The sequence below is a fragment of the Nonomuraea maritima genome (assembly GCF_900100395.1).
GTDB classification, from domain to species: Bacteria; Actinomycetota; Actinomycetes; order Streptosporangiales; family Streptosporangiaceae; genus Nonomuraea; species Nonomuraea maritima.
This window is the reverse complement of the sequence record NZ_FNFB01000016.1, coordinates 65,368-89,261: the sequence shown is the minus strand read 5'-3', so window position 1 is coordinate 89,261 and position 23,894 is coordinate 65,368. Positions and strand designations below refer to the sequence as shown.

The 23,894-nt window shown below is 70.9% G+C and carries 24 protein-coding genes; 7 read left to right on the top strand and 17 right to left on the bottom strand.

Features of this window, described 5'->3' with window-relative positions:
* From BLR04_RS23920 to BLR04_RS23885, 8 genes are all read right to left on the bottom strand, one after another.
* A complete protein-coding gene (locus tag BLR04_RS23920; RefSeq protein ID WP_090769239.1) occupies positions 1 to 2,541 on the bottom strand; it encodes an ATP-binding cassette domain-containing protein in 2,541 nt (846 codons plus the stop codon).
* On the bottom strand, positions 2,538 to 4,703 hold the full coding sequence (locus tag BLR04_RS23915) for a cysteine peptidase family C39 domain-containing protein (RefSeq protein ID WP_143022166.1): 2,166 nt from the start codon (positions 4,701 to 4,703) through the stop codon (positions 2,538 to 2,540). Before BLR04_RS23915 ends, BLR04_RS23920 begins: the two co-directional genes overlap by 4 nt.
* Complete coding sequence (locus BLR04_RS23910; RefSeq protein WP_090769235.1) at positions 4,696 to 5,418, bottom strand: biotin/lipoyl-containing protein; 723 nt, start codon at positions 5,416 to 5,418, stop codon at positions 4,696 to 4,698. The genes BLR04_RS23915 and BLR04_RS23910 overlap by 8 nt, the downstream gene beginning before the upstream one ends.
* Entirely contained in the window at positions 5,415 to 5,720 is a 306-nt protein-coding gene (locus BLR04_RS23905; protein WP_143022165.1) for a hypothetical protein, read from the bottom strand. The genes BLR04_RS23910 and BLR04_RS23905 overlap by 4 nt, the downstream gene beginning before the upstream one ends.
* The gene (locus BLR04_RS23900) at positions 5,720 to 6,925 is read right to left on the bottom strand and encodes a serine hydrolase domain-containing protein (protein ID WP_090769231.1); all 1,206 of its coding nucleotides are present in this window, start codon (positions 6,923 to 6,925) and stop codon (positions 5,720 to 5,722) included. Before BLR04_RS23900 ends, BLR04_RS23905 begins: the two co-directional genes overlap by 1 nt.
* Positions 6,926 to 6,939: 14 nt before the next feature.
* The gene (locus tag BLR04_RS23895) at positions 6,940 to 7,236 is read right to left on the bottom strand and encodes a hypothetical protein (RefSeq protein ID WP_090769229.1); all 297 of its coding nucleotides are present in this window, start codon (positions 7,234 to 7,236) and stop codon (positions 6,940 to 6,942) included.
* 78 nt (positions 7,237 to 7,314) lie between these two features.
* The gene (locus BLR04_RS23890; RefSeq protein WP_090769227.1) at positions 7,315 to 7,641 is read right to left on the bottom strand and encodes a hypothetical protein; all 327 of its coding nucleotides are present in this window, start codon (positions 7,639 to 7,641) and stop codon (positions 7,315 to 7,317) included.
* Positions 7,642 to 7,793: 152 nt separating this feature from the next.
* Positions 7,794 to 8,570: a histidine kinase gene (locus BLR04_RS23885; RefSeq protein ID WP_143022164.1), complete on the bottom strand. Its 777-nt coding sequence runs from the start codon at positions 8,568 to 8,570 to the stop codon at positions 7,794 to 7,796.
* A gap of 139 nt (positions 8,571 to 8,709) precedes the next feature.
* Here BLR04_RS23885 and BLR04_RS23880 point away from each other — a divergent pair, with 139 nt between their 5' ends.
* Positions 8,710 to 9,468, top strand: a complete 759-nt coding sequence (locus tag BLR04_RS23880) for a GntR family transcriptional regulator (protein WP_176903259.1) — start codon at positions 8,710 to 8,712, stop codon at positions 9,466 to 9,468.
* Here the strand turns inward: BLR04_RS23880 and BLR04_RS23875 are convergent.
* Positions 9,446 to 11,812, bottom strand: a complete 2,367-nt coding sequence (locus BLR04_RS23875) for a GcvT family protein (protein WP_090769221.1) — start codon at positions 11,810 to 11,812, stop codon at positions 9,446 to 9,448. The two genes, BLR04_RS23880 and BLR04_RS23875, sit on opposite strands and share 23 nt — an antisense overlap.
* 67 nt (positions 11,813 to 11,879) lie before the next feature.
* Between BLR04_RS23875 and BLR04_RS23870 the strand changes: the two genes are divergently transcribed.
* Together BLR04_RS23870 and BLR04_RS23865 are read left to right on the top strand one after the other, a co-directional pair.
* Positions 11,880 to 12,785 carry a choline kinase family protein gene (locus BLR04_RS23870; protein ID WP_090769219.1) on the top strand — a complete coding sequence of 302 codons (906 nt, stop codon included), beginning with the start codon at positions 11,880 to 11,882 and terminating at the stop codon, positions 12,783 to 12,785.
* Positions 12,786 to 12,803: 18 nt separating this feature from the next.
* The gene (locus BLR04_RS23865) at positions 12,804 to 13,388 is read left to right on the top strand and encodes a DUF4126 domain-containing protein (protein ID WP_090769215.1); all 585 of its coding nucleotides are present in this window, start codon (positions 12,804 to 12,806) and stop codon (positions 13,386 to 13,388) included.
* Here BLR04_RS23865 and BLR04_RS23860 read toward each other — a convergent pair.
* Entirely contained in the window at positions 13,380 to 14,177 is a 798-nt protein-coding gene (locus tag BLR04_RS23860; protein ID WP_090769213.1) for a glucose 1-dehydrogenase, read from the bottom strand. The two genes, BLR04_RS23865 and BLR04_RS23860, sit on opposite strands and share 9 nt — an antisense overlap.
* 119 nt (positions 14,178 to 14,296) lie before the next feature.
* Here BLR04_RS23860 and BLR04_RS23855 point away from each other — a divergent pair, with 119 nt between their 5' ends.
* Together BLR04_RS23855 and BLR04_RS23850 are read left to right on the top strand one after the other, a co-directional pair.
* Complete coding sequence (locus tag BLR04_RS23855; protein WP_090769212.1) at positions 14,297 to 14,902, top strand: hypothetical protein; 606 nt, start codon at positions 14,297 to 14,299, stop codon at positions 14,900 to 14,902.
* Between the two features lie 59 nt (positions 14,903 to 14,961).
* Complete coding sequence (locus BLR04_RS23850) at positions 14,962 to 15,537, top strand: Uma2 family endonuclease (protein ID WP_090769210.1); 576 nt, start codon at positions 14,962 to 14,964, stop codon at positions 15,535 to 15,537.
* Here BLR04_RS23850 and BLR04_RS23845 read toward each other — a convergent pair.
* Positions 15,534 to 16,094, bottom strand: a complete 561-nt coding sequence (locus BLR04_RS23845) for a hypothetical protein (RefSeq protein ID WP_245740442.1) — start codon at positions 16,092 to 16,094, stop codon at positions 15,534 to 15,536. The genes BLR04_RS23850 and BLR04_RS23845 overlap by 4 nt on opposite strands.
* Before the next feature lie 428 nt (positions 16,095 to 16,522).
* Here BLR04_RS23845 and BLR04_RS23840 point away from each other — a divergent pair, with 428 nt between their 5' ends.
* Positions 16,523 to 17,398, top strand: a complete 876-nt coding sequence (locus tag BLR04_RS23840) for a serine protein kinase RIO (protein WP_090769208.1) — start codon at positions 16,523 to 16,525, stop codon at positions 17,396 to 17,398.
* Position 17,399: 1 nt separating this feature from the next.
* Here the strand turns inward: BLR04_RS23840 and BLR04_RS23835 are convergent, their stop codons facing one another.
* The gene (locus BLR04_RS23835; RefSeq protein ID WP_090769206.1) at positions 17,400 to 17,942 is read right to left on the bottom strand and encodes a PadR family transcriptional regulator; all 543 of its coding nucleotides are present in this window, start codon (positions 17,940 to 17,942) and stop codon (positions 17,400 to 17,402) included.
* Between the two features lie 92 nt (positions 17,943 to 18,034).
* Between BLR04_RS23835 and BLR04_RS23830 the strand changes: the two genes are divergently transcribed.
* Positions 18,035 to 18,811 (top strand): alpha/beta fold hydrolase, encoded by a 777-nt coding sequence (locus tag BLR04_RS23830; RefSeq protein ID WP_245740440.1) that lies wholly within the window; start codon positions 18,035 to 18,037, stop codon positions 18,809 to 18,811.
* 76 nt (positions 18,812 to 18,887) lie between these two features.
* Here the strand turns inward: BLR04_RS23830 and BLR04_RS23825 are convergent, their stop codons facing one another.
* The 5 genes from BLR04_RS23825 to BLR04_RS23805 form a co-directional block, all read right to left on the bottom strand.
* Complete coding sequence (locus BLR04_RS23825; protein ID WP_090769204.1) at positions 18,888 to 19,535, bottom strand: PepSY domain-containing protein; 648 nt, start codon at positions 19,533 to 19,535, stop codon at positions 18,888 to 18,890.
* 69 nt (positions 19,536 to 19,604) lie between these two features.
* Positions 19,605 to 21,713, bottom strand: coding sequence for an excinuclease ABC subunit UvrB (gene uvrB, locus BLR04_RS23820; RefSeq protein ID WP_090769369.1), 2,109 nt, complete (start codon positions 21,711 to 21,713; stop codon positions 19,605 to 19,607).
* A 35-nt stretch (positions 21,714 to 21,748) separates the two neighbouring features.
* Positions 21,749 to 21,982 (bottom strand): helix-turn-helix transcriptional regulator, encoded by a 234-nt coding sequence (locus BLR04_RS23815; RefSeq protein ID WP_090769202.1) that lies wholly within the window; start codon positions 21,980 to 21,982, stop codon positions 21,749 to 21,751.
* A 14-nt stretch (positions 21,983 to 21,996) separates the two neighbouring features.
* The gene (locus tag BLR04_RS23810) at positions 21,997 to 22,851 is read right to left on the bottom strand and encodes an ABC transporter permease (RefSeq protein WP_090769200.1); all 855 of its coding nucleotides are present in this window, start codon (positions 22,849 to 22,851) and stop codon (positions 21,997 to 21,999) included.
* On the bottom strand, positions 22,848 to 23,759 hold the full coding sequence (locus BLR04_RS23805) for an ABC transporter ATP-binding protein (protein WP_090769198.1): 912 nt from the start codon (positions 23,757 to 23,759) through the stop codon (positions 22,848 to 22,850). Before BLR04_RS23805 ends, BLR04_RS23810 begins: the two co-directional genes overlap by 4 nt.
* Positions 23,760 to 23,894: the final 135 nt, after the last annotated feature.

The window sequence follows — 23,894 nt, the reverse complement described above, 5'->3', positions numbered from 1 at the left end:
TCAGACCTCCTGTCGGCGGACCATGCGGGCGAACAGCTCACTGCCGTTCACCAGCTCGTCGAAGGTGCCGCCGGCCGCCACCCTGCCCTGGTCGAGGAGGTAGACCCGGTCTGCCGACCGGATGGTGCTGAGCCGGTGCGCGATCACGATGCGGGTGATGTCGAGTTCGGCGACGCGTCGGCTGACCACCGCCTGGGTCACGTTGTCCAGCGCGCTGGTCGCCTCGTCGAGGATGAGCACCCGCGGGCGCTTGACCAGCGCTCTGGCAAGGAGCAGACGCTGGAGCTGCCCGCCGGAGAACGTCGCGTTGTCCTCGGCCACCATCGTGTGCATCGCCATCGGCAGCCTGGCGATGTCCTGGTCGAGATCCGCCAGCCGGGCCGCCCTCCAGGCGTCCTCCTCGGTGGCGCCGGGCAGATCGCCCACGATGTTCTCCAGCAGGGTGCCGCGCAACACTCTGGCCTGCTGCATGACCACGCCCACCTGCGCGCGGACCCTGCGCAGATCGAGGTCGCGCAGATCGCCGTCGCCGTACAGCACCTGGCCCGTACGCGGCGCGTCGAAACCGAGCAGCAGCCGGACGATGGTGGACTTGCCGGCCCCGGAGGGTCCGGCGATGGCGACGAACTCGCCCGGACGGAACGTCATCGTGACGTCGTCGAGAATCCGCGCCGCGGTGCCGGGGTAGGCGAAGGAGACAGAACGCAGGCGTACGAGCCCGGTCAGCTCACCCGGGTCCTTCGCGCCGGGAGGCGTCTCGGGCGGCTGCCGCAGCAGCGGCCTGAGTCGTTCGTAGCGGGGCAGCAGCGCGAAGACCGACTCCACCGCCATGCTCATCTGCCCCAGAGCCAGGACGAACTGGCCGAGCGCCACCGCGGCCACGACCAGACCGGCGGCGGGCACCCGTACGGCCACGCCGACCCCCGCCACGGCCAGCAGCAGCAACGGCTGGGCCGCGGCGCCCAGCGCGGTGGCCTTGGCGCGCTCGCGCCGTGCCGCGGCCTCGGCTCGCTGCTGCTTGGCGAAGAGCCGCGACCACAGGCCGAACAGCTGCGCCTCGCGGCCCGCGATGTGAATCTTGTCGATGGCGTTGAGGCCGGCGTAGAGCAGTGCGTAGATCTTGCCGTATTGCTGGTGCACGACGAGTTCGTGCCGCTGCTGCCGCACCGCGCACAGGCCGAGCAGGACGAGCAGGAGCGCCACCGCGGTCAGGGCGGCGAGCGCCAGCCGCCAGTCCACGGCGAGCAGCACCAGCAGACCCAGGGCGGAGAACAGGCCGCCGAGCACCGAGTTGACCGCCGCGTCACCCAGCCCTCTGCGCATGTCGGCCACCGCGTTGGCGCGCTGGACCAGCTCTCCGGTGCTGTAGCCGGTGATGAAGCGTACGTCCAGGGCGAGCAGGTGACTCCAGACCGCGGGTTCGAGACGTTCCTGCAGCCTGCCCTGCACCCGTACCAGGACGGCGTTGCGCACCATGAGCAGGAGCGCGCCGGAGACGACCGCGCAGGCGATGAGGACGGCGATCCAGACCATCGTGACCGAGTCATCTGGGTCGAGCGAGGCCGACAGCAGGCGGAAGGTGAGCAGCGGCACGGCGAGGCCGAGCAGCGCGGCTCCCGCCCCCGCGCCGAGCAGTCCCAGCAGTTCGCCGGCCGAGCCGCGCAGCCCGTAGGCCAGCAGCGCGAGTGGCGACTCGGGCACCGTGCCGAGCGGCGGATAGATCTGCCAGGCCCGTTCCTCCAGCTCGGCCGCGGCCACGTCCGACCGGCCGCCCGGCCTCGGGTTCGAGGGATCGAAGAGGCGGTAGCCGCCGCGGTGCGGCAGCAGCGCGACGGGACGGCCGCCGTCGCGCAGGAAGCCGATGAGCGGCACGGTGGCCGAGCGCCACCAGCCCGGTTCCAGGCGTACCTGCCGGTGCCTGGCCCTGGCCGCGTCCAGTGCGGCCGGCAGCGGGTCGCCCGCCTCGGCGGGCATGGGGACGTCGAACCCGTACTGCTCGCCGATGACGCGCAGTACCGCCGCCGCGTGCTCGCGCGAGGTTCTGGGCAGTTCGGGCGCGGGCCGGGCGCCCGCCGCGACGCCGAGGTCGGCGCAGGCCTGGCGGAACGTCTCGCGGGTGGCGGCGGACCTGGCGGTGCGCCAGTTGTCCCGGTCGGCGGCCTCGGCCTCCGCCAGGATCAGCACGTCCTGCAGCCTGCGACGGTGCACCGGGCGAAGGTCCCTCACATCCGCACCGCCCTGGCCGCCCAGGAGCCGTGACCAGGCCGACAGCGCGGCGGGGTTGCCGCGTACGCGCCGCACGGACGTCTCCCGTCCGGTCGCGGCCGCGACGACGGTGAAGCCCTCCGGCGGGTCGGTGGCGGCGAAGCCGTACAGGATCTGACCGGCTTCCACGCGGATCACCGGATGCCGTTGGCCACGCCCGTCGGCGGGGCAGAGCAGCACGTCGACCGCGCCGCTGACGACGCGCCAGCAGGCATGGGGGTCGATCAGCTCGATCTCACTGACCGCGTAGCCGGCGCTCTCCCGTGTCCCCGTCATACGGCCTCCTCGACCAGGGCCCGGTAGCGGCCGTCCTGTGCGAGGAGCGCCGCGTGGGTACCGCGTTCCACCACACGGCCGCCGTCCATCACGAGGATCAGGTCGCTGTCGCGTACGGTGCTGAGCCGGTGCGCGATGATCACACAGGTGCATCCCCTGGCGCTGAGCTCGGTGTCGATCAACGCCTCGGTTTCCGCGTCGAGGGCGCTGGTGGCTTCGTCGAGCACGAGAACCGCGGGTGCCAGGGCGAGCGCGCGGGCGATCTCCAGGCGCTGGCGCTCGCCGCCGGACAGGTTGCGGCCGCGTTCCTTGATCCAGCCGCCCTCCAGCCCGCCGCGCCGATGCACCACCTCCGCCACGTGGGCGTCACGCAGGGCACGGTGCAGCCGGTAGGAGGGAACCGTCGGATCCCACAGCGTGAGGTTGTCGGCCACCGAGCCCTCGAACACCTGCAGGTGCTGCTCGACATAGCCGATGGAGGTGGTGAGCAGTTCACGCGGCACATCGCCGCGCGGCTCGCCGTCGAACAGGATCCGCCCCGACCAGGGCTCCACCGCGCCGGTGAGCAGGCGGGCCACCGTGGACTTGCCGCTGCCCGTACGGCCGACGACGGCGATCCTGCGTCCCGGCTCCACGACGAACGACAGCGAGCTGACGACGGGTCCCTGCTGACGGTCGTAACCGAAGGTGACGTTCTCGAACTCGACCCGGCCACGCAGGCGGGCAGCCCTGTCGCGGACCTCGGGCAGGTCCCGGTGGCGTGGATCGGGCTCGGCCGACAGCGCGTCGTCGAGCATGCTCGTCTGCGCGACCGCGATCTGCGCCTCGGCGCCCAAGCCCACCAGCGAGGCGACGGGCATGAGGAAGGCGCTGACGAGCAACTGGGCGGCGATGACGGTCTCCAGCCCCACCTCTCCCCTGGACAGGAGCACCGCGCCGCAGATGACCGTGGCGGCTCCCGCCAGCGTGCCGAGGGCGGCGGGCACGACCAACAGCGACTGCGTGACCCTGGCCAGGTCCTGTGTGGTCTGCAGAGCTCTGGCCTGGAGTCCCGCCCACTTGGCGAAGAACCAGCCCTCCGCGCCGTCGGCCTTGAGCGACTCGGCCATCGACACGCCGTTGAACGCCATGCCGTCGCGGCGGTGCTCGTCGAAGATGAGCTGCTGCTGGTACGGGGCACTGCGCCGGCTGACCGCGCGCATGGCGACCAGGTTGACCGCGGCCAGCACACCCGCCAGCGCGGCGAAGTACGGGTGGAAGCTGAAGAGGATGGACGAGTGCGCGGCCATCGCCAGCAGGGCCGCGACGGCCGTGGCCGCCCGGTCCGACAGCAGCAGGGCGAGCCCGGCGCCGAACGAGATCCGCGTCACCAGCCCGCCGGTCTGCCTGCGATGGAAGAAGTCACCCGGCAGCCTGAGCAGGCGCCACACGTAGCGGCCGGAGAAGTCGGCGGCCATGGCGCTCTGCACCGCCGCGAGCAGCCGTTGCTGCGCCCAGGCGCCACCGAAGGCGAAGGCGGCGCAGGCCAGCAGGCCGAGCAGGGCGGGAGCCGTCCACGCGGTGTCGCCCGCGCCGATCACCCGGCCGAGCAGGAGCCGGGTGAGCAGCGCGGTGACCGCCGCCGGCATGGCGAGCAGCGCGGCGACGGCGGCGATGGCCAGCAGCGTGGTCACGTACGGCCGGGCCCTCGCGGCCATCGACCTGGCGAGCGGGAAGCGCCGGCCGCCGGGCACGAACGTGTCGCCTGGCTTGATCACCAGCGCGACGCCGCTGTACCGGCGCGCGAAGTCGGCTCGGGTCAGGCGCACCCTGCCGACGGCGGGGTCGTTGAGGTACGCCCAGCGGCCGCGCACCCCTTCGAGTACGGCGTAGTGCCGCGAGTCGACGAAGACCATCAGCGGGACGGCCAGGGTCTCGACCTCGGCGGCGTCGACCCGCCAGGCGCCGATCTCGAAGCCGTACCGATCGGCGGCGGCCTTGAGCCCTCTTCCCGACAGGCCGTCCCTGCCGACCCCGCAGTGCTCCCTGATCTCGTTCACGGGCACGTACCGGCCGTGGTGGGCGAAGATGATGCTCAGGCAGGCGGGGCCGCAGTCGGCGTCCTCCATCTGCGGTCGGCGCACGGTGCGCACCGGGCGCTGCCGGGTCCGGGTCTCAGACAAGGCCGCCTCCGCCCAGGAGCGCGTCGATCGGACGGACGACGGCGACGGTGATCTCGGCCTGGGCGCGACTCAACCCCACGGCGTCACGGACGTCGTGCAGATCCACGGTCACGAGGTGACGCGTCCCTGCGGCCGCCAGGACGTCGCCGAACCGGTGCCTGAGGTCCTCGTCGGTGACGGGGTAGGCTCCGACCTCGCTCACCCGGCCGGACAGGAAGGCTCCCGGCAGGGCGACGCGGGCCGGCTGACCGGGGGTGAGCGCGCCTGCCTGCTCGGGGCCGGCGAGGAGCAGCGCCCGCGGCGGTCCGCTTCCCGTGTCGATCGCCGCGACCGCCGTCCCGGCGAGGACCGGGGTGCCGGGCGCGGCGATCCTGCTGACGTGTCCGCTCACCGGGCTGGTGACGGTGCGGCGGGTTCCCTTCTCGTCGGCCAGCACGGCCAGCGGGCTTCCCGCGGACACCTCGCCGCCCTTCCTGACGAGCGTCTGGGCCAGGCTGCCGGCCCCGGGCGCGGGTACGGCGACGGGACCGTCACCCGTCACCACCACGCCCGCGATCTGGATCACGCTGCGGACCTGGCCTCCGACGGCCCAGGCGGCAGCGGCCCCGGCCACCAGGAGGAGGGCCAGTACGGTCAGCCAGGCTCGCGCCCTGATGGTGGAGACGAGCCGGTCTATCCGCTCTCCTCCCGGAGCGTCCACCATCGGCTGGGTCATGAGAGCTCGTCCACCTGGGGGTCGGCGAGGCAGGGCAGCGTCAGGCTGCACATGCACGGGCGGAGCAACCCCTCGTCGCCGTTGAGCGGCTCGACGACGAGGTCCTCGGCCAGGTCGGGGATGGGCGGAGCGGACGCGTCAGGGGGAAGGCTCACGCCGAACTCGGTCAGCACGGCGCGCGGGTCGCGTTCGTAGCGGCGGAGCAGGTCACCGTCGGCCCAGGCACGCGCGGTCAGCTCGCCGAACCTGCGGCGCTGGACCAGGTCCCACTCGGCCGGCCGGGAAACGAGTTCAACGATCATCACGAGCCTCCGACGATTGCGATATGAGATGCTTTTTCCGCGGGGTGGTGGGCATCTGGACTGCCCACCACCCCGGCCTGGTCCTCGCCGCAGAATTCCGTCAGCAGCAGCGTGTCGAGCAGCGGGAGCAGGGTTTCGCTGAGGGTCTGCACGTTGAACGCCACGGTGACCTGGCGCCGGCCGTCCTCGGTCTGCAGCAGGCGCACACCGTAGCCGGGCATCCGGCCGTTGTGGCCCCACAGCGGGAAGCCACACGGCTCGAACACGCTGATGCCGAGCCCGTAGCCGCCGCCCAGCGCGGGCACGGTCTGCTGCATCTCGCGCAGCAGGTTCGGGCGGAGCAGGCGGCCGTCCAGCAGCGCCGTCCAGAACCGGTTCAGGTCGGAGGCGGTGGAGATCATGGCTCCGGCCGCGTACATCCTGGACGGGTTCAGCTCGGTCGCCTCGACGTACGGGTCACCGACGTACCCGCCGAGGTAGCCGCGCGCGTGCGGGCCGTGGATCTTCGGATCGGTCGTGGGGAAGCTGGTGTCCCGCAGCCCGAGCGGGACGATGAACCTCCGGCGTACCTCCTGCTCCACCGGCCGCCCCGTGACCTTCCTTACGATCAGGCCGGCCAGGACGTAGTTGGTGTTGGAGTAGTACCAGTCCGACCCGGGCGCGAAGAGCGGTCCGTGCGCGGTGGCCACCCCCACCAGCTCTTCCGGTTGCCAGGTGCGGTAGCGGAGGTTCATGTAGTCCTCCCACATCACCGGGTCGTCGAGGTAGTTGAAGACGCCGCTGGTGTGGTTGAGCAGCTGCCTGATGGTCACCCGCTCGTGGCCGGGCAACATCCCGGGCAGCCACTTCTGGACGCTGTCGTCGAGCCGCAGCCGCCGCTCCTGGACCAGCTGCATGATCGTGGTGGACACGAAGGCCTTGGTCAGGCTGCCGATCCTGAACTTGCCGTCCGTGCGCATGGGGGCGCCGGTCTCGACGTCGCCCGTCCCGGCCGCGCTCGTCCAGGTGCCACGCTCGTCACGCACTTCGACGAGCACGCCGGGAGTCCCGTTCTTGACGATCTCCTCGAGGATCGCCTGCAGCGCGTCCCGTGACGGCAGCGGAGGCAGGGGGCGGTGGGGCGGCCGGCCGGCCGCCGACGCGGGGGTACTCGCGAGGACGCAGGCCAGCACGAGGAGGAGGGTGAGAAGAATGCGAGGCTTCATCGGGGTCCTTGCGGCTAGGGAGATTGCGACTGACCGCCGGCGAAGCAGCCGGTCGGACAGCTCACGGTGCCGATCGTGCCGAGCGCGCCACCGGCCGAGGACTCCAGGCTCTCCAGATCCAGCGACTTGTCAGGGCGTGCGGGCAGGTCGGGCACCGGCAGGTCGTCCGGCCAGTCGACGCCGCCCTGCGACAGAGCGAGGCGCGGGTCCCGCGCGTAATCCTGTCTGACCGCCTCGTCGGCCCAGGCTCGCGCCACGAACCGGGCGAACGCCTTGCGAACCTCGGACGGGAGCTCGGGCGATTGCGACATGAGGTCACCTCGATGGGCGAAGGAAAGTTCGGTCCTGGGGGCGTGACGGCCTGCCGTCACGCCCCCGGAGCGGAGGGGTCAGCTGCCCGAGCTGCCCGCGGTCGACGCGGTCAAGCCCGAACCGGCGGTGCCGCTGACGGTGCCGACCGAGCTCACGGAGCTGGCGGAGCCGAGGGTGCCGCCGGCGGCGGTCTCCAGCTCCTCGACGCTGAACTCGCCCACGGGCTTGGCCGGCAGCGGCGGCGTGGCGACCCCCTGCGGGTAGGCGATGCCGTACTCCTCCAGCATCACCCGGGGCTCGCGCTCGTAACGGCTCTTGACGTCCTCGTCCGCCCACGCCGCGGCGATCAGACGGGCGAACTTCCTGCGGTCGTCATCGCCGAGAATGTAGAGGCTTTCGGCCATGTGGCCACTCTCCTTCCGCCCGGCCTGCGGGGGCCGGGATCCGACGGGAGAGGCAGCGGGCATCTGGACTGCTCGCTGCCCTGTGGCCCAAGACTCACCTTTTCTGACATTTGCCGCTAGGGACGACTAACACCGCCATAACATGATGATCGTCACTTTTGGAACGGCTCCTTACCCATGTGCAGTTGTTGCTCCCGGTACGCGAATTCGCGCATCTCGCGTTGCGCGTCGCGGGCGAGGGTGAGCATGCCGGCGAGCTCCTCGCGCAGTCGGGCGTCGTCGCCGTCGACGTGCTGCAGCGCCCGCTCACCCTGCCGGCGCAGCTCCGTCAGGCGCTCGCCCAGGACGGTGTGCAGTTCGGCCGCGATACGTTCGCGCTCCCGCCCCACCTCCGCCACCACCAGCTGGGCCCTGGTCTCGTACATGGCCTTGGCGGCCCCGGCGAAGCGGGACAGGGAGTGGAGCAGCACCGCCGGCATGGCGACCCGCAGCGCCGAGTAGACGGCCTCGGCCAGACTGTCGCCGAACAGCAGCGCCGTGGGCACCTCACCCGCGACGACCAGCGTGAACGCAAGGACGGAGTACGGCAGCGGAAGCAGGGTGAGGGTCATCGCCGCGAGGTAGATGACGGCCGTCCACCACTCCCCCAGAAAGGCCAGCGGCACGTACGCGAGCAGCACCATCACGGCCAGCGCCGGCAGCCGCCCGCGCGGCGCCGGGCCGGTCACCACCACCAGCACGTAGAGCGCCAGCACCAGCACGCCGAGCAGCACGCCGGCGACCCGCAGGAGCACCGGCCCGGTGGAGGCGAGGTGGAGCAGCGAGCGCGCGAAGAAGGCCAACGCGAGCAGCGCGATCGCCGCCCGGCTGACCCGTAGCTCCCACGGCATGGCCACGCGTGAGACGTACTCGTCAGCGACGCGCCTCATCCAGCATCGTTCCGTTCACCCCGAGCCCGCTCCTGCCGTCCTGGAGCTCCATCATGATCGTGACAACACCATGGAGCCCTGGCAATACCCACCGGGCCCTGGGGCGGGCAAAAGGGAGTTATCGGGCTACGATGCGCGTGTGGTCGGGATACCGCCTGAGCTGGAGCGCGGCACCGGCGTACCGGCTCATGTGCAGATCGAGCGGTGGCTGCTGCGGTCGATCGGCGACGGCGAGCTGGCGCCAGGCGATCGGCTGCCCGGTGAGCGGGAGCTGGCCGGGCGGCTCGGCGTGAGCCGGATGACGCTCCGGCAGGCCCTCGCCACCCTCGAACGCGACGGCGTGCTGCTGCGGGTGCCCGGACGGTCGGGCGGGGCGTTCGTGGCCGAGCCGCGCATCGAGTGCGACCTGACCGGCCTCGCGGGGTTCACCGAGCAGGTGCGCCGCGCCCACCTGCGGGCCGAGGCGCGGGTACTCCGGGCGGCGAGCGTGCCCTCGTCCGCGGCCGTGGCCCGTGCCCTGCGGGTGACGGAGGGCACGCCGGTGAACGAGATCGCGCGGGTGCGCTCGGCGGGCGGGTCGCCGTTGGCACTGGAACGCTCGTACTTCCCCGACCTGCCCGGGCTGCTCGGGCACGACCTCACCGGGTCGCTGTACGCGCTGCTGGCCGAGCGCTACGACCTGGAGCCGCGTACGGCGGACGAGCAGCTCACCCCGGTGATCGCCCGGCAGGGGGAGGCGGCCGAACTCGGCATCGAGCCGGGCACGCCGCTCATGCTGATCGAGCGCACGGCCCACGCCGGCGACGGCACGCCCGTGGAGTACGCCCGCGACCTGTTCCGTCCTGACCGGGTGCGCATCTCGGTGCGCAGCGGCGTCACGGAACGACGGGACCCTTGACCACCGTGCCAGGCACCCACGCACCCTCGACCTCGATCTCGACCTCCGCGCCCGGAGCCACCTCGGCGGCGAGGTAGGCGTAGGCGATGGAGGCGCGGGCGGTGTAGCCGTAGCCGCCGGAGGTCACCCGCGAGACCACCCGGCCGTCCACCCGCACCGGCTCGTTGCCGAGCGCCACCGCGCGGGGGTCGGCCAGCCTCACGCAGCGCAGCCGCCGCTCCGGCTCGGGGTCGAGCGCGTCGCGGCCGAGGAACTCCTTGTCGGATTTGACGCAGAAGCCGAGGCCGGCCTCGTACGGGGTCGTCTCGGGGCCGATGTCGGCGCCCCACACCCGGTAGCCCTTCTCCAGGCGCAGGCTGTCGATGGCCCGGTAGCCACAGGCCGCCAGCGCGTGCGGCTCGCCCGCCCGCCACAGCGCCTGCCACAGCGCGAGGCCGTACTCGCTGGAGCAGTACAGCTCCCAGCCGTGCTCACCGACGAACGTCACGCGCAGCGCCAGCACCGGCACGTCGCCCACGGTGATCTCGCGCGACGACATGAACGGGAAGTCGAGCGGGTCGGGCGTCAGCCGGGACAGGATGTCGCGGGCGCGCGGGCCCCACAGGGCGAAGCAGGCGTACCGGCCGGTCACGTCGGTGATCCTGGCCGTCGATCCGGTGAGCCGCGCCTGCTTGCGCAGCCAGCCGAGGTCGTGCGTGCCGAACGCGGTGCCGGTGACGACGAGGAACTCGTCCTGCGCCCGCCGGGTGACGGTGAAGTCGCACTCGATGCCGCCGCGCCGGTTGAGTGCCTGGGTGTAGGTGACGGCGCCGATCTCGCGGGCGACCCGGTTGTCGCACACCCATTCCAGCAGCGCGGCGGCGCCGGGGCCGGTGACCTCGATCTTGGCGAACGAGCTCTCGTCGAACAGCCCTGCCGTCGTGCGGGTGGCCCGGTGCTCGGCTCCGATCGCGGGCGACCACGACCGGCCCGCCCAGCCGCGGGGACGCTCGCCGGTGTCGTCGGGGTCGGCGGCGGTGTAGTGGTTGACCCGCTCCCATCCGGCCTTCTCGCCGAAGACCGCGCCGTGGGCGACGTGCCAGGAGTAGGCGGGGGAGACGCGCAGCGGCCGTCCCGCCGACCGCTCGTGGCCGGGGTAGCGGATGTCGTAGTACGTCTCGTAGTTCTCGACCGCCCGCTTGACCGTGTACGACGGCGAGCGGTAGTGGCGGTCGAAGCGGCGGATGTCCATGTGGCGGACGTCCATGCCGGGCTCGCCCTCGACGATCCACTCGGCCATGACCTTGCCGATGCCGCCCGCGCCCGCGATGCCGTGCGCGCAGAACCCGGCGGCGACGAAGAACCCGCCGACCTCGGTCTCGCCGAGGCAGAACTCGTTGTCGGGGGTGAACGCCTCGGGGCCGTTGATCATCTTGCGGATGCCGACGTCGGCCATGGCCGGGACGCGAATCCGGGAATTCTCCGAAATTTCCTCGAATCTCGGCCAATCTTCCGGCAGCAGGCGGCCGTTGAAGTCGGCCGGCACCGCGTCGTACGAGTCAGGCCCTGCCGTCCACGGCGCGGACGTGCGCTCGTAGCCGCCCATGACCAGGCCCCGCACCTCCTGCCGGTAGTAGACGAGCAGGTCGGGGTCGCGCAGCGTGGGCAGGACCGGATGGTCGTGGAAGGCGTCGGTGATCACGTACTGGTGCGACATGGGCACGATCGGGACGCGCACGCCCGCCATGCGCCCGATCTCGGCGGCGAACATGCCACCGCAGTCGACCACGATCTCGCAGTCGATGTCGCCCTGGTCGGTGCGCACCCCGGTGACCCGGCCGTGCGCGACCGTGATGCCGAGCACGCGGGTGCGGGTCCTGATCGTCGCGCCGCCCTCGCGGGCGCGCGCGGCGAGGGCGTAGCACAGCTGGGACGGGTCGATCTGCCCGTCGGTCGGCAGGTACGCCGCCCCGACCACGCCCTCCGGGTCCATGAGCGGGAACAGCTCCACGGCCTCGGCCACCGAGATCTCCTCCAGCGGCAGCCCGAACGTGCGCGCCCAGCCGATCTGACGGCGGATCTCCTGCATCCGCTCGGGCGTGGAGGCCAGCTTGATGCCGCCGCACTCGCTCCAGCCGGCGTCGAGGGTGCGGTAGAGCTCGACGGAGTACTGGTTCATCCGGGTCAGCGTCGGGTCGGCGCGCAGCTGGCCGACGAGACCGGCGGAGTGGAAGGTGGAGCCACTGGTGAGCTCGTCGCGTTCGAGCAGGACGACGTCGCGTTCGCCGAGCTGGGTGAGGTGGAAGGCGACGGACGTGCCGCCCACGCCGCCCCCGATGATCACGATGCGGGCCGAGTCGCTCATTATCGGAGGCTAACCGGCACGCCACAAAAGGTCTAGACCGTTCAGGACGCCGGACGTAGCATCGAGCATGGCCGTGCCCGAGGTCCTCGACCGCATCCCCCGGCTGTCCGGCGTCCCGCGTTCCGTCGAGAAGCTGCCCGGCGGCCTGACCAACCACAACTACAAGGTCACCACGCCCTCCGGCACGTACGTGGTGCGCGTGTGGGCCAGCGACGGCGCGCTTCTCGGCATCGACCGCCACGCCGAGCACGCCGACTCGGTCGCGGCGGCGAAGGCCGGGGTGGGCGCGCCCGTGCACGACTTCCTGCCCGAGCTCGGAGTGCTGGTGGTCGGGTACGTCCCGGCGCGCACGTTCACCGAGGCCGACCTGCTCGATCCGGCCAACCTGCCGAGGGTGGCGCAGGCGTGCCGGCGGCTGCACGCGGGGCCGCGGTTCGTCCGCGACTTCGACATGTTCGAGATCCAGCGGCACTACCTGGCGATCGTGCGCGAGCGCGGCTACCGCCTGCCGCCGCGCTACCTCGACTTCATGCCGCGGGTCGCCGAGCTGCGCACGTGTCTCGCCGTCCGCGACGAGGGCACCGTGCCGTGCAACAACGACCTGCTGCCCGGCAACATCCTCGACGACGGCGAACGCCTGTGGCTGATCGACTACGAGTACGCCGGCAACAACGACCCCTGCTTCGAGCTCGGCAACATCTGGAGCGAGTCGGCCCTGCCGCTCGGCCACCTGGAGCAGCTCGTCACCGCCTACTACGGGCGCCCGCTGCGCAACAAGATCGCGCGGGCCCGGCTGCAGGGCCTGATGTCCAAGTACGGCTGGACCCTGTGGGCCTCCATCCAGCACAGCGCCAACGACACCATCGACTTCGACTTCTGGTCGTGGGGCATGGAGAAGTACGAGCGGGCGCTGGCCGAGTTCGCCGATCCCGGTCTGGAGCTGCTCATGGTGGACGCCACGCGTACCGACTAGGGCGGGCAGACTGGGTGCATGCTCGCCGCACTGACCGGTTTGGGCCTGTCCACGGCCGCCGGCCTGAACGCCTACATCCCCCTGCTCGTCGTCGGTGTGCTCGCCAATCTCACCGACGCCGTGCGCCTGCCCGACGGCTACGGCTGGCTGTCCGACTGGGGCGTGCTCGCGGTGCTCGCGGTGCTGCTGCTCGCCGAGACGGTGCTCGACAAGGTGCCCGCGGTCGACAGCGTCAACGACGCGATCCAGACCGTGGTGCGCCCGGCCTCCGGCGGCGTGGTCTTCTCGGCCACGAGCGCCGCCTCCGAGCTCGAGAACTCCTCCTGGATGGCCGCGCACCCGTGGGCCGGGTGGCTGCTCGGCATCATGGTGGCGCTGGCCGTCCACGCGATGAAGGCCGTGACGCGTCCGGTGGTCAACGCGGGGACGGCAGGGGTCGGCGCCCCTGTCGTGAGCACCGCCGAGGACGCCGGGGCGCTCGGGATGAGCCTCCTCGCCGTCTTCGCGCCGGTGCTGGTGGTCGTCGCGCTGCTGCTGCTCGCCGTACTGGCCTATTTCCTGATCAGGAAGGTACGCCGCCGCCGCGCCCGCCGGTCACGATGACGGGTCGCCGCGCCTGGGCAGCGGAGGCAGCAGGCCGCTCTCCCCCGCGCTCCAGCCGCCGTCCACGGACAGTTCCGCCCCGGTCATGTACGAGGCCGCGTCCGACAGCAGGAACGCGATCGCCTCAGCGACCTCCTCAGGCTCGCCCCAGCGCCCGGCGGGAGCCAGGCCGAACGTGCCCTCACCCGACGCCGCGCCGAGCGACTGTGTCATCGGGGTGACGATCATGCCGGGATGCACCGAGTTGACCCGGATGCGGTCGCGTCCGAACTCCATCGCCGCGATCTTGGTGAGCCCGCGCACGCCCCACTTCGAGGCACCGTACGCACCCGTGGCGGGCAGCCCGAACAGGCCCGCCACCGACGACAGGTTGACCACCGAGCCGCCGCCGGACGCCCGCATCGCCCCGGCGACCGCCTTCAGGCCGAGGAAGACGCCGACCAGGTTGACCTGCAGCACCTTCTCGAACTCCGCGCGCGAGTGCTGCTCGATCGCGTTCATGGCGAGGATGCCGGCGTTGTTCACCAGCCCGTCGAGGCGGCCGTGTTCCTCCACGGTCTCGGCGACGACCGTGGCCCAGTCGTCCTCGCTGGTCACGTCGTGGGGCACGAACCGGGCGCCGAGCTCCTTGGCGGTGGCCGCGCCCTCGTCCGCCAGCACGTCGGTGAGGACGACCCGCGCCCCGGCGGCGGCGCAGCGCCGGGCGGTGGCGGCGCCCATTCCTCTCGCTCCACCGGTAATGATCACAATCTTGCCTTCGAGCACGGTTTCCGTCCCTTCCGGGATCATGCTTCTGTCACCATGTGAACTGAAACACGGCCCTTTGCTCACCACAAGGGCTCGCTCGACAGCCTGCGCCACGAACGCTCCGGCGGGCTATTCTTCAAAGCATCGGACGCCCATGGGAGGTGGCGGACATCACCGAGTTCATCGTCATCGTGCTGGCGGTCTTCGCGTTCCTCCTGCTGTTGGGGGGCGTCGGCATCTACCTGCTGGTCAGGCTGGGCAAGAAGGCCGCGGTGAAGGCGAAGCAGGCCTCCAACCGGATCGCGACCCACGTCAACGCGATGGGCACGGGCGTGGCCGCCGAGGTCGAGCGCTTCCGGCTCGACCTGCGCCGCGAGGTGTCGCTCACCCGGCAGGCCGTCGAGCAGGCCCAGCGTGACGGGTGGGGTCTCGGCGACCTGCCCCGCCTGCTCGCCGACCTCCAGGCCCAGGCCGACGTGCACGACGGCCAGCTCGGCATGTACGCCCAGCAGCACCGGATGTCGCAGTTCGTCGACCACGTGACCCTCGACCGGCTCCGCGAGCACCAGGCCAAGCTGACGGCCATGTGCGCCCGCATCCGCGCCGACCTCATGAGCGACCAGGTCCGGCACAGCGCCACCGGGATCGCCGACCTGACCTCCCGTACCGACCTCGAGATCGAGGCCCGGCGCCACGCGCCCGACCCGCTGGACGAGATCGACGATCTCTACCGCCGCTCACTGGAAGACCGCAACGACCGCCCCTGAACACCGCTATGTGTGACACCATGGACACGTGGCGTGAGACCGGCTGAGGAGGGGTCCGGATGAGCATGGCTTTGCCGGAGTGGTTCTATCCCGGCCCTCCCGGCGGCTGGACCGCTGACATGCTCGATCATCTTCCCCCCGGCGCGCCTCGGCACGTCGAGCTGATCGATGGGTCCCTCATCATGATGTCGCCGCAGACCGGCTTCCACATGCTTACCCTTCGCCTGTTCGAGCGGTCACTCCGCCCTCCGGCAGAGCTCATGGCCGTACGTGAGATGGCTGTCACCCTAGGGCTCCGTCAGCGACCCGAGCCCGACGTCCTCCTGGTCAACCGAACTGCCTTCAGCAACAGGATCAGGTCTTTCAAGCCGGAGGACGTGCATCTCGTCGTGGAAGTCGTCTCGGAGGAGTCCCAGGAGCGCGATCGGACCACAAAGCCGGTCAAGTACTCCAACGCCGGCATCAAGCACTTCTGGCGGATCGAGCAAGAAGACGACATGCCGGTCGCCTACACCTTCGAGCTGGAACCGTCGGTGCGGGCTTACGTGCCGACCGGCATCCACCGCAAGCGGCTGCAGACCTCGATCGGGTTCGACGTCGACATCGACCTCGACCTGCGCCGCGTCGCCGACTAGGGCCTGCCCCACTCGTTGTGGATGAAGGCGGACAGTTCCTTATCGGTGGCGCCCTTTCTGGCCAGCGCCTTGGTGGCCTGTGCCTGGGCGCGGGTGGGGAGGTGGCCGTCCAGGAGGAGGGGCAGCGAGAGGCGACGTAGCAGGGCCTCGGACGGGGAGACGCCGGAGGTGCGGCGGGTCACTGCCACGTTGACCCGCAGCGCGTGTTCGTTGCCCGGCGGGACACCCGGACGGTCGGTCTCGATCGCCGAGTACCGGAAGCCGTCGGCCAGGTCGCACGGGCCGCAGCCGGCCGGGCCCCTGCTGAGCCTGCCGCCGCACTCCTGGCAGGTGAGGCGGTCGTAGGCGGCGTCGACCACGCGCCATGGGTGCTTGTCGGGCTCGTCAACGACCATCGCGGCGACGAGCTGCTCGTCTCCGGGCCGAATCGTGGCGAACTCCCGCTTCAGGAAGGTCCGCCAGTCTTGTTCGACGATCTCGTCAACCAGGGACGCGCAGCGGGCGCAGCCGGGCGCGCCCGCGGGCTCGTAGTGGCCGCAGTCCGCGCATCGTCGCATGCAAACGACGGTACACACGCCCTCAGGGCGGGCGCATCACGATATTTCGGCTGGGACGGCACGGACCGTCGGCGGAACCCCCGCTTCGCCGGCAGCCCCGCCTTCGCTGACAACCCGCCGGCGAGAGTCCCGGCTTCGGACGTCATCTCATTTGAGGCTGTCGTCCTTCACACGCGCCTTCTGGAGAGGCCCGTGGTGACCGGCGAGGCCAGGTGGGCGGCCGTCGATGGGATGCCGGAGAAAACCGGTTGCGCGGGTGGGGGCAGCTCGGGATACTCATGCGAGCTGATCGCAGTGAGCCGTGAAGGGAGTGGTGAGACCGTGACGACGAATGTTCGCGTGCCGTTTTCCGCGTCCCTGCACCTTCCCACCGGATCCTCGCTGACCTGATTCGCGCCGGTGGGTCTCACACCTGGAGTCATCCCACCGTGCCGAAGCACTCGCAACACCGTCGCCGTGGCAAGTACGCCCTCGACGCCGACGACATCGACTGGCTGGAGAACACCCCCGAGGCCGACGACGGCCCGCCGGAGGGCGACCGCTGGTCCACCTGGGACCAGAGCACGCCCCTGGAGAAGGGGCCGCGTCCGTATCCCGACTGGCTGGTCACCGACCTGGCCGCCGTCGACACCGAGCACGGCGTGCTCAAGACCGGCAAGGAAGCCGACGTCCATCTGATCTCCCGCGGCGTGCCCGGCACCGACCGGGTGTGCCTGCTGGCCGCCAAGCGCTACCGCTCCTTCGAACACCGCCTGTTCCACCGCGACTCCGGCTACCTGGAGGGGCGGCGTACCCGTGACGACCGCACCAACCGGGCCATGGCCGGCCGCACCGCCTTCGGCAGGCAGGCGATCGCCGCGCAGTGGGCGGTCGCGGAGTTCGAGGCGCTGTGCAGGCTGCGGGGGCTGGGCATGCCGGTGCCGTACCCCGTGCAGATCGTGGGCACGGAGATCCTGCAGGAGTTCATCGGCACCCCGGACGGGTACGCCGCGCCCCGGCTGGCGCAGGTGACGGACGACCTCGACGACCTCTGGGAACAGCTCGTGGACGCCATGGTCACGCTGGCCCGCGAAGGGCTCGCCCACGGCGACCTGTCGCCGTACAACCTGCTCGTGCACCAGGACAGGATCGTGATCATCGACCTGCCGCAGATCGTGGATGTCATCGCCCACCCATCGGGCCCGTCGTACCTCGACCGCGACGCCCGCAACGTCGCCACGTGGTTCGCCGCGAAGGGCGTGACCGCCGCCGACCCCGACGCTCTCGCGGCGCTGCTGCGCCGCGAGTCACGCATTCCAGTCTGACTCAGGACGTACGGCGCTCGCCGGACTCCAGGTGCTCGATGGTGTCGCGGAGCCAGGCCAACTCGGCCTGGCTCGTGGCGTGCGCGATGGTCAGCAGGCCCTGGCGGAACGGGTCGTCGAAGTCCTCGGCGGCCATCGGGCGGTCGTCGTCGTAGAAGAAACTGGTCGGCTCTTCCAGGAACGTCAGCCTCCTGCGGAGCACGGCGGCCTGCTCACCCGGATCGTCGAGATGCCGCAGGAACGCCAGCATCGTGAACCAGCGGTTCTCGTCGCTGATGTCGAGCTCGTCCGGCTCGCGAAGCCGTCGTTCCAGCTCGGCGCGGCCCTCCGGCGTCAGGTGGAGCACGCGCCGGGGCGCGGCGGACAGGCCGGGCTCGTCGTTCCTGAGCAGCCAGCCGGCGGCGACCATGCGCTTGATCGCCGGGTAGAGCGTGCCGTCGGCCACCGGACGTACGTGGCCCATCAAGGCGGCCACCCGGTGGCGCAGGTCGTAGCCGTGCAAAGGCCGACTTCTGAGGAAACCGAGTATCGCCAACTCCAGCATGGGCAGCAGCGTACCCCCATGACGATGTATCTTGCTATCGACATACATCGGCCTCGATATACCTCGTGGTCGATATTTTGGAGGAGGTACGAGTGCACGACGTCATCGTTCATCCGAGCGGCGCGCGGATGCGTTGGGTGGAGCTGCCGGGGGCGGAGCCGGCGCGGGTCTATGTCCACGGGCTCGGCGCCACGTCGGCGCCCTATTACGCGGGGGTCGCCGGACATCCGCTGCTGCCGCGGCACCGGTCCCTGCTGATCGACCTGCTCGGGTTCGGCATCAGCGACCGGCCGCACGACTTCTCGTACTCGCTGGAGGCCCACGCCGACGCGCTCGCCGAGGCACTGCGCAAGGCGGGCGCGACCGGTTCTGCGGTGATCGCCCACAGCATGGGCGGCGCGGTGGCCATCGTGCTCGCCGCACGGCATCCGGAACTGGTCACCGATCTGATCCTGGTCGACGCGAACCTCGACCCCTATCCCCGGGTTCCCGTGCCGCCGGGCGGCAGCGGCATCGCGGCCTACGACGAGGAGGAGTTCGTATCGGGCGGCTGGAGGGAGGTGCGTGCGCGGGTGGGGCCGCACTGGTGGTCCACGATGCGGCTGGCCGATCTGCGGGCGTTGCACCGCACCGCGGTGGGGCTGGCCGAGGGCACCACGCCGACCATGCGCGAACTGCTGGCAGGTCTGTCGATACCGCGGGCCTACCTGCACCCGGAGGCCGACGAGCCGTCCGGGGTCGAGGAGCTGCGCGCCTCGGGCGTTCGGGTGATCGCCGTCCCGGACTCGGGCCACAACATCATGCTCGACAACCCCGACGCCTTCACCACCGCCCTCACCACCCTCCTGCCTGACACACCCCTCCCTTGACGCTCCCCCGACGCCCGTCCGGGCGCGACCGCCCTGGCGTCACATCACGTCGGGAGCGAGCGTCTTGCGTGGTGTGTCAGGTGGTGGTGCGGTTGGTGCGGAGAACTTCGCCTGAGGTGGCGTCGATGGTGACCTCGTGCTTGGCGCCGTTGGGCGTGATGACGTCGGACTCCCAGACGGCCTTGCCCCGCTCGAGGTCGAGGCTCAGCTCCGTGATGCGCCCCTCGGGCACCACGGTCATGACCCTGTCGGCCGCCTGCGCGTAGTCGAGCTTGGCCGCCCGTACGAGGTCACGGTCGTCGTTCTTGTCGTCCTGGTCCTGGCTCTCGGCGACCGGACCGCCGACGACCTTGCCGGACTCCACGTCGACCTGGTGTTCGGTGCCGTCCTGGCCGACGAGCTGGACCTCCCAGCGCCTGCCGTCCTCCTCGGCCTCCAGCGTCATGACCGTGGCGCCGGGCACCGCCCGGAGAGCGGCCTCGGCGGCCTGCTTGAGGTCGCCGACGCCGACGCGGTTGGGGCTCACCGGCGGCGAGCCCTGCGAAGCGGGGCCGCCGGGAGCCCCGCCGGTGGGCCCCTCAGTAGGACCCGCAGTGGGACCCGCGGCAGCACCCAAGGAAGGCGAGGCCAGGTGAACGGCCCGGTCGGCCTGGCCCTGCACGGTGGCGCACCCTCCGGCGAGCATCGTCACGCCTACCAGGGACCCGGCGATCGTCTTGTTCATACCTGGCTCGGTGCCCGGCGCCCGGCAAAGGTTGCTCCAGGTCAGCAGTCACATGCAGTGATTTGACCGCTATTCGACCCCGGCTTCCTTCATGTCGCGCAGCTCACGCTTGAGCTCCTTGATCTCGTCACGCAGCCGGGCCGCCACCTCGAACTGCAGGTCGGCGGCCGCCTGGTGCATCTGCTCAGTCAGCGACTCGACGAGCGACGCCATCTGCGCCCGGGGCATCTCGCCGGCGATGGCCTTGGCGTGCTGGCCGGCCTGCCGGGCCCCGAAGCCGGGGACGGGCGCCTTGCCCCGCGACTGCTGCCGCCCGCCGCCGAGCAGCCGGTCGGTGTCGGCGTCCTCGCGCTGCAGGGAGTCGAGGATGTCGGCGATCTTCTTGCGCAGCGGCTGCGGGTCGATGCCGTTGGCCTCGTTGTAGGCGATCTGCTTGGCCCGCCGCCGGTTGGTCTCGTCGATCGCCCGCTCCATCGACGGGGTGATCTTGTCGGCGTACATGTGGACCTGGCCGGAGACGTTGCGGGCCGCGCGGCCGATCGTCTGGATCAGCGAGGTCTCCGAACGCAGGAAGCCCTCCTTGTCGGCGTCGAGGATGGCCACCAGCGACACCTCGGGCAGGTCGAGGCCCTCACGCAGCAGGTTGATGCCGACGAGCACGTCGAACTCGCCCGTGCGCAGCTCGCGCAGCAGCTCGATGCGGCGCAGCGTGTCGACCTCGCTGTGCAGGTAGCGGACCCGGATGCCGAGCTCGAGAAGGTAGTCGGTGAGGTCTTCCGACATCTTCTTGGTCAGCGTGGTGACCAGGACGCGCTCGTCGCGCTCGGCCCGCTCGCGGATCTCGTGGACCAGGTCGTCGATCTGACCCTTGGTCGGCTTGACGACGACCTCGGGGTCGACGAGGCCGGTCGGGCGGATGACCTGCTCGACCACGTCGCCCTTGACCCGCCCCAGCTCGTACGGCCCCGGCGTGGCCGACAGGTAGACCGTCTGCCCGATGCGCTCGAGGAACTCCTCCCACTTCAGCGGCCGGTTGTCGAGCGCCGACGGCAGCCGGAACCCGTGCTCGACCAGCGTGCGCTTGCGGGAGGCGTCGCCTTCGTACATGGCCCCGATCTGCGGCACGGTCTGGTGGGACTCGTCGAGCACCAGCAGGAAGTCTTCGGGGAAGTAGTCGAGCAGCGTGTTGGGCGCGCTGCCCGGCTCGCGGCCGTCCATGTGGCGCGAGTAGTTCTCGATGCCGGAGCAGGTGCCGATCTGCCGCATCATCTCGATGTCGTACGTCGTGCGCATCCGCAGCCGCTGGGCCTCCAGCAGCTTGCCCTGCCGCTCGAGCTCGGCCAGCCGGTCGGCCAGCTCGGCCTCGATGCCCGCGACGGCGGCGGCCATGCGCTGCTCGCCGGCCACGTAGTGGGAGGCCGGGAAGATGTAGAGCTCGTCGTCCTCGGTGATGACCTCGCCGGTCAGCGGGTGCATCGTGCACAGCTTCTCGATCTCGTCGCCGAACATCTCGATGCGGACGGCGAGCTCTTCGTACTTCGGGATGATCTCGATGGTGTCGCCGCGCACCCGGAACGTGCCGCGGGTGAAGGCCATGTCGTTGCGGGCGTACTGCATGTCGACGAGGCGGCGCAGCAGCTGGTCGCGATCGACGTCCATGCCGACGCGCAGCCGGGCCATGCGGTCGACGTATTCCTGCGGCGTGCCGAGGCCGTAGATGCACGACACCGAGGCGACCACGATCGTGTCGCGGCGGGTGAGCAGCGAGTTGGTGGCCGAGTGGCGCAGCCGCTCGACCTCGTCGTTGATCGAGGAGTCCTTCTCGATGTAGGTGTCGCTCTGCGGGACGTACGCCTCAGGCTGGTAGTAGTCGTAATAAGAGACGAAATATTCGACCGCGTTGTTGGGCAGCATCTCGCGCAGCTCGTTGGCGAACTGCGCGGCGAGCGTCTTGTTGGGCTGCATGACCAGGGTGGGCCGCTGCAGCCGCTCGATGAGCCAGGCGATCGAGGCGGTCTTGCCGGTGCCGGTGGCGCCGAGCAGGACGCTGTCCTTCTCCCCGGCCCTGACGCGGCGCTCCAGCTCGGCGATGGCCGCAGGCTGGTCGCCCGAGGGAGTCATCTCGGTGACGACCTCGAACGGCGCCACCTTCCGCTGCAAATCTGTGACCGGTCGCATGGTGCCCACTGTAGGCGTCGCCACCGACATAAACGTCAGGCGGACCGCTCACCGATCCGGGGGAACGGCGCCGTGGAGAAGACCACCTCCACGGGGACCTCGAAATAGTCGGCGATCCGCAGCGCGAGGTAGAGGCTGGGGCTGTACTCGCCGCGTTCGAGGTAGCCGACGGTCTGGTAGTGCACGCCGAGGGCGTCGGCCAGCTGCCTGCGGGTGACCTTGCGTTCCGCGCGCAGCAGCGCGATGCGGTTGTAGACGGTCTCGCTCATCACCGCGTATCTTCTCAGCCGATCCGCTGCATGGCCCGATCACGCCGCGTCTGCATGGCCGAGCCCGACTCGCGCCGCGCCATCCGGCGCAGGATCGGCGGCGCCGCCAGCAGCCCGACGACGGCCCATGCGACGAGCACGAGCGTGGTCTCCACGGGTCGCCACGAGCCGCCGATCTCCGCCGCGGCGGCCCCGTCCGGCAGCAGCGCGGAACGCATGCCGAGCCCCAGCCAGTAGAGGGGGAAGATCTGCGCCACCCCCTGCATCCATCCGGCCAGCGCCGAGATCGGGTAGAAGATGCCGGACACGGCGGTCAACCCGCCCACCGTCAGCATCGACAGACCCGCCGCGGCCTGCGGGTTCGCGGCCAACGAGCCCACGATCGCCCCGAGCGGGAGCGAGGACAGCAGGCCCAGCAGTGTCAGCCAGGCGACCGTGAGCCATCCCCCCGCCCCGGTCCCGGTCAGGCCGTCGACCAGGAAGAGCCCCGCGACGATCATCACGATCACGCTCACCACGGTGGACAGCGACAGCGACGTCACCCGGCTGACCAGGTAGCCGACCATGCCCTGCGGCATCGCCTTGGCGCGCAGCAGGGTGCCGTCCTCGCGCTCCACGGACAGCATGCCGACCGCGCCGACCATCGAGGTGACCGGCACGAGCATGCCCAGCATGCCGGGCAGCGTGGCCGCCGCCAGCGGCAGGTCCGTGCCGGGCAGGGTGGCGTCGCGCTGCAGGTAGAGGACGACCACGAAGGACGCGGTGGTCATCACCGTGAAGAACACGTCCTGCGTGCTGGTCATCTGGTGCCGGAACTCGATCAGACCCCGGCGCAGGCCCAGCCGGACGGCGTGCAGCCTCGGGTTCACGCTTCCTCCCTCTTCACGATCGCCATGTACGTGTCCTCCAGCGTGGCCCGGCGGACCTCCAGGTCGCCGACCTCCTCGCCGTGCTGCTCGAACAGCCGGCGGACGAAGCCGGTGGCGTCGTCGGTGGCGTGCACGAAGTGCTCGCCGCCCTGGCTCCAGCGCACCTGCGCGTCGCGCGAGAACTCCCGCGACAGCCTGTCGGGGCTGCCGTCGGCGACGATCCGGCCGCCGGCCAGGATGAGGATGCGGTCGGCGAGCTTCTCGGCCTCGTCGAGGTCGTGGGTGGTGAGCAGGATCGTGGTGTCGTCCAGGTCGGACAGCCGGTGCACCAGGTCGTGGAAGTCGCGCCTGGCCTGCGGGTCGAAGCCGGCGGTCGGCTCGTCGAGGAAGAGCACCTCGGGCCGGCCGACGATGCCGATGGCGACGTCGAGACGGCGGCGCTGCCCTCCAGAGAGCTGCCTGACGCGCTGCTCGCCCTGCTCCGTGAGCCCGACCGCGGCGATCAGCTCGTCGGCGTCGAACGGGCTGCGGCTCTGAGGGGCGTACGGCTCGTAGTAGCGGCCGAGGTGGTGCAGGAGCTCGCGCACCCGCCAGCGGCCGTGGTCGCGCCACGACTGCAGCACCACCCCTAACCTGGCGCGCCACCTCTCGTCGCCGCGGATGGGCTCGACGCCGAGCACCCGTACGTGGCCCGCCGAGGGGGCCCGGAAGCCCTCCATGATCTCGATCGTCGTGGTCTTGCCCGCGCCGTTGGGCCCGAGCAGGGCGATCACCTCGCCGGCCGCGACCGTGAACCCGACGTCGCGCAGGACCTCCTTGGTCCCGTACGACATCTTCAGGCCGCGGACCTCGATGGCGGCGGTGTTCACCCGGTCCAGCCCGTCCGGCAGTTCTCTGACTGTTTCCATCTCCCCACCTTGATAGTAGATGTACTACATGAATAGCACACCTACTACAGGGTGCAATAGAGATGTGATGTCGCTTTGCAAGCGGATAGTAAGTCCCACCCGATACGGTCGAAATCGCCGTAGCTGAACAAGGAT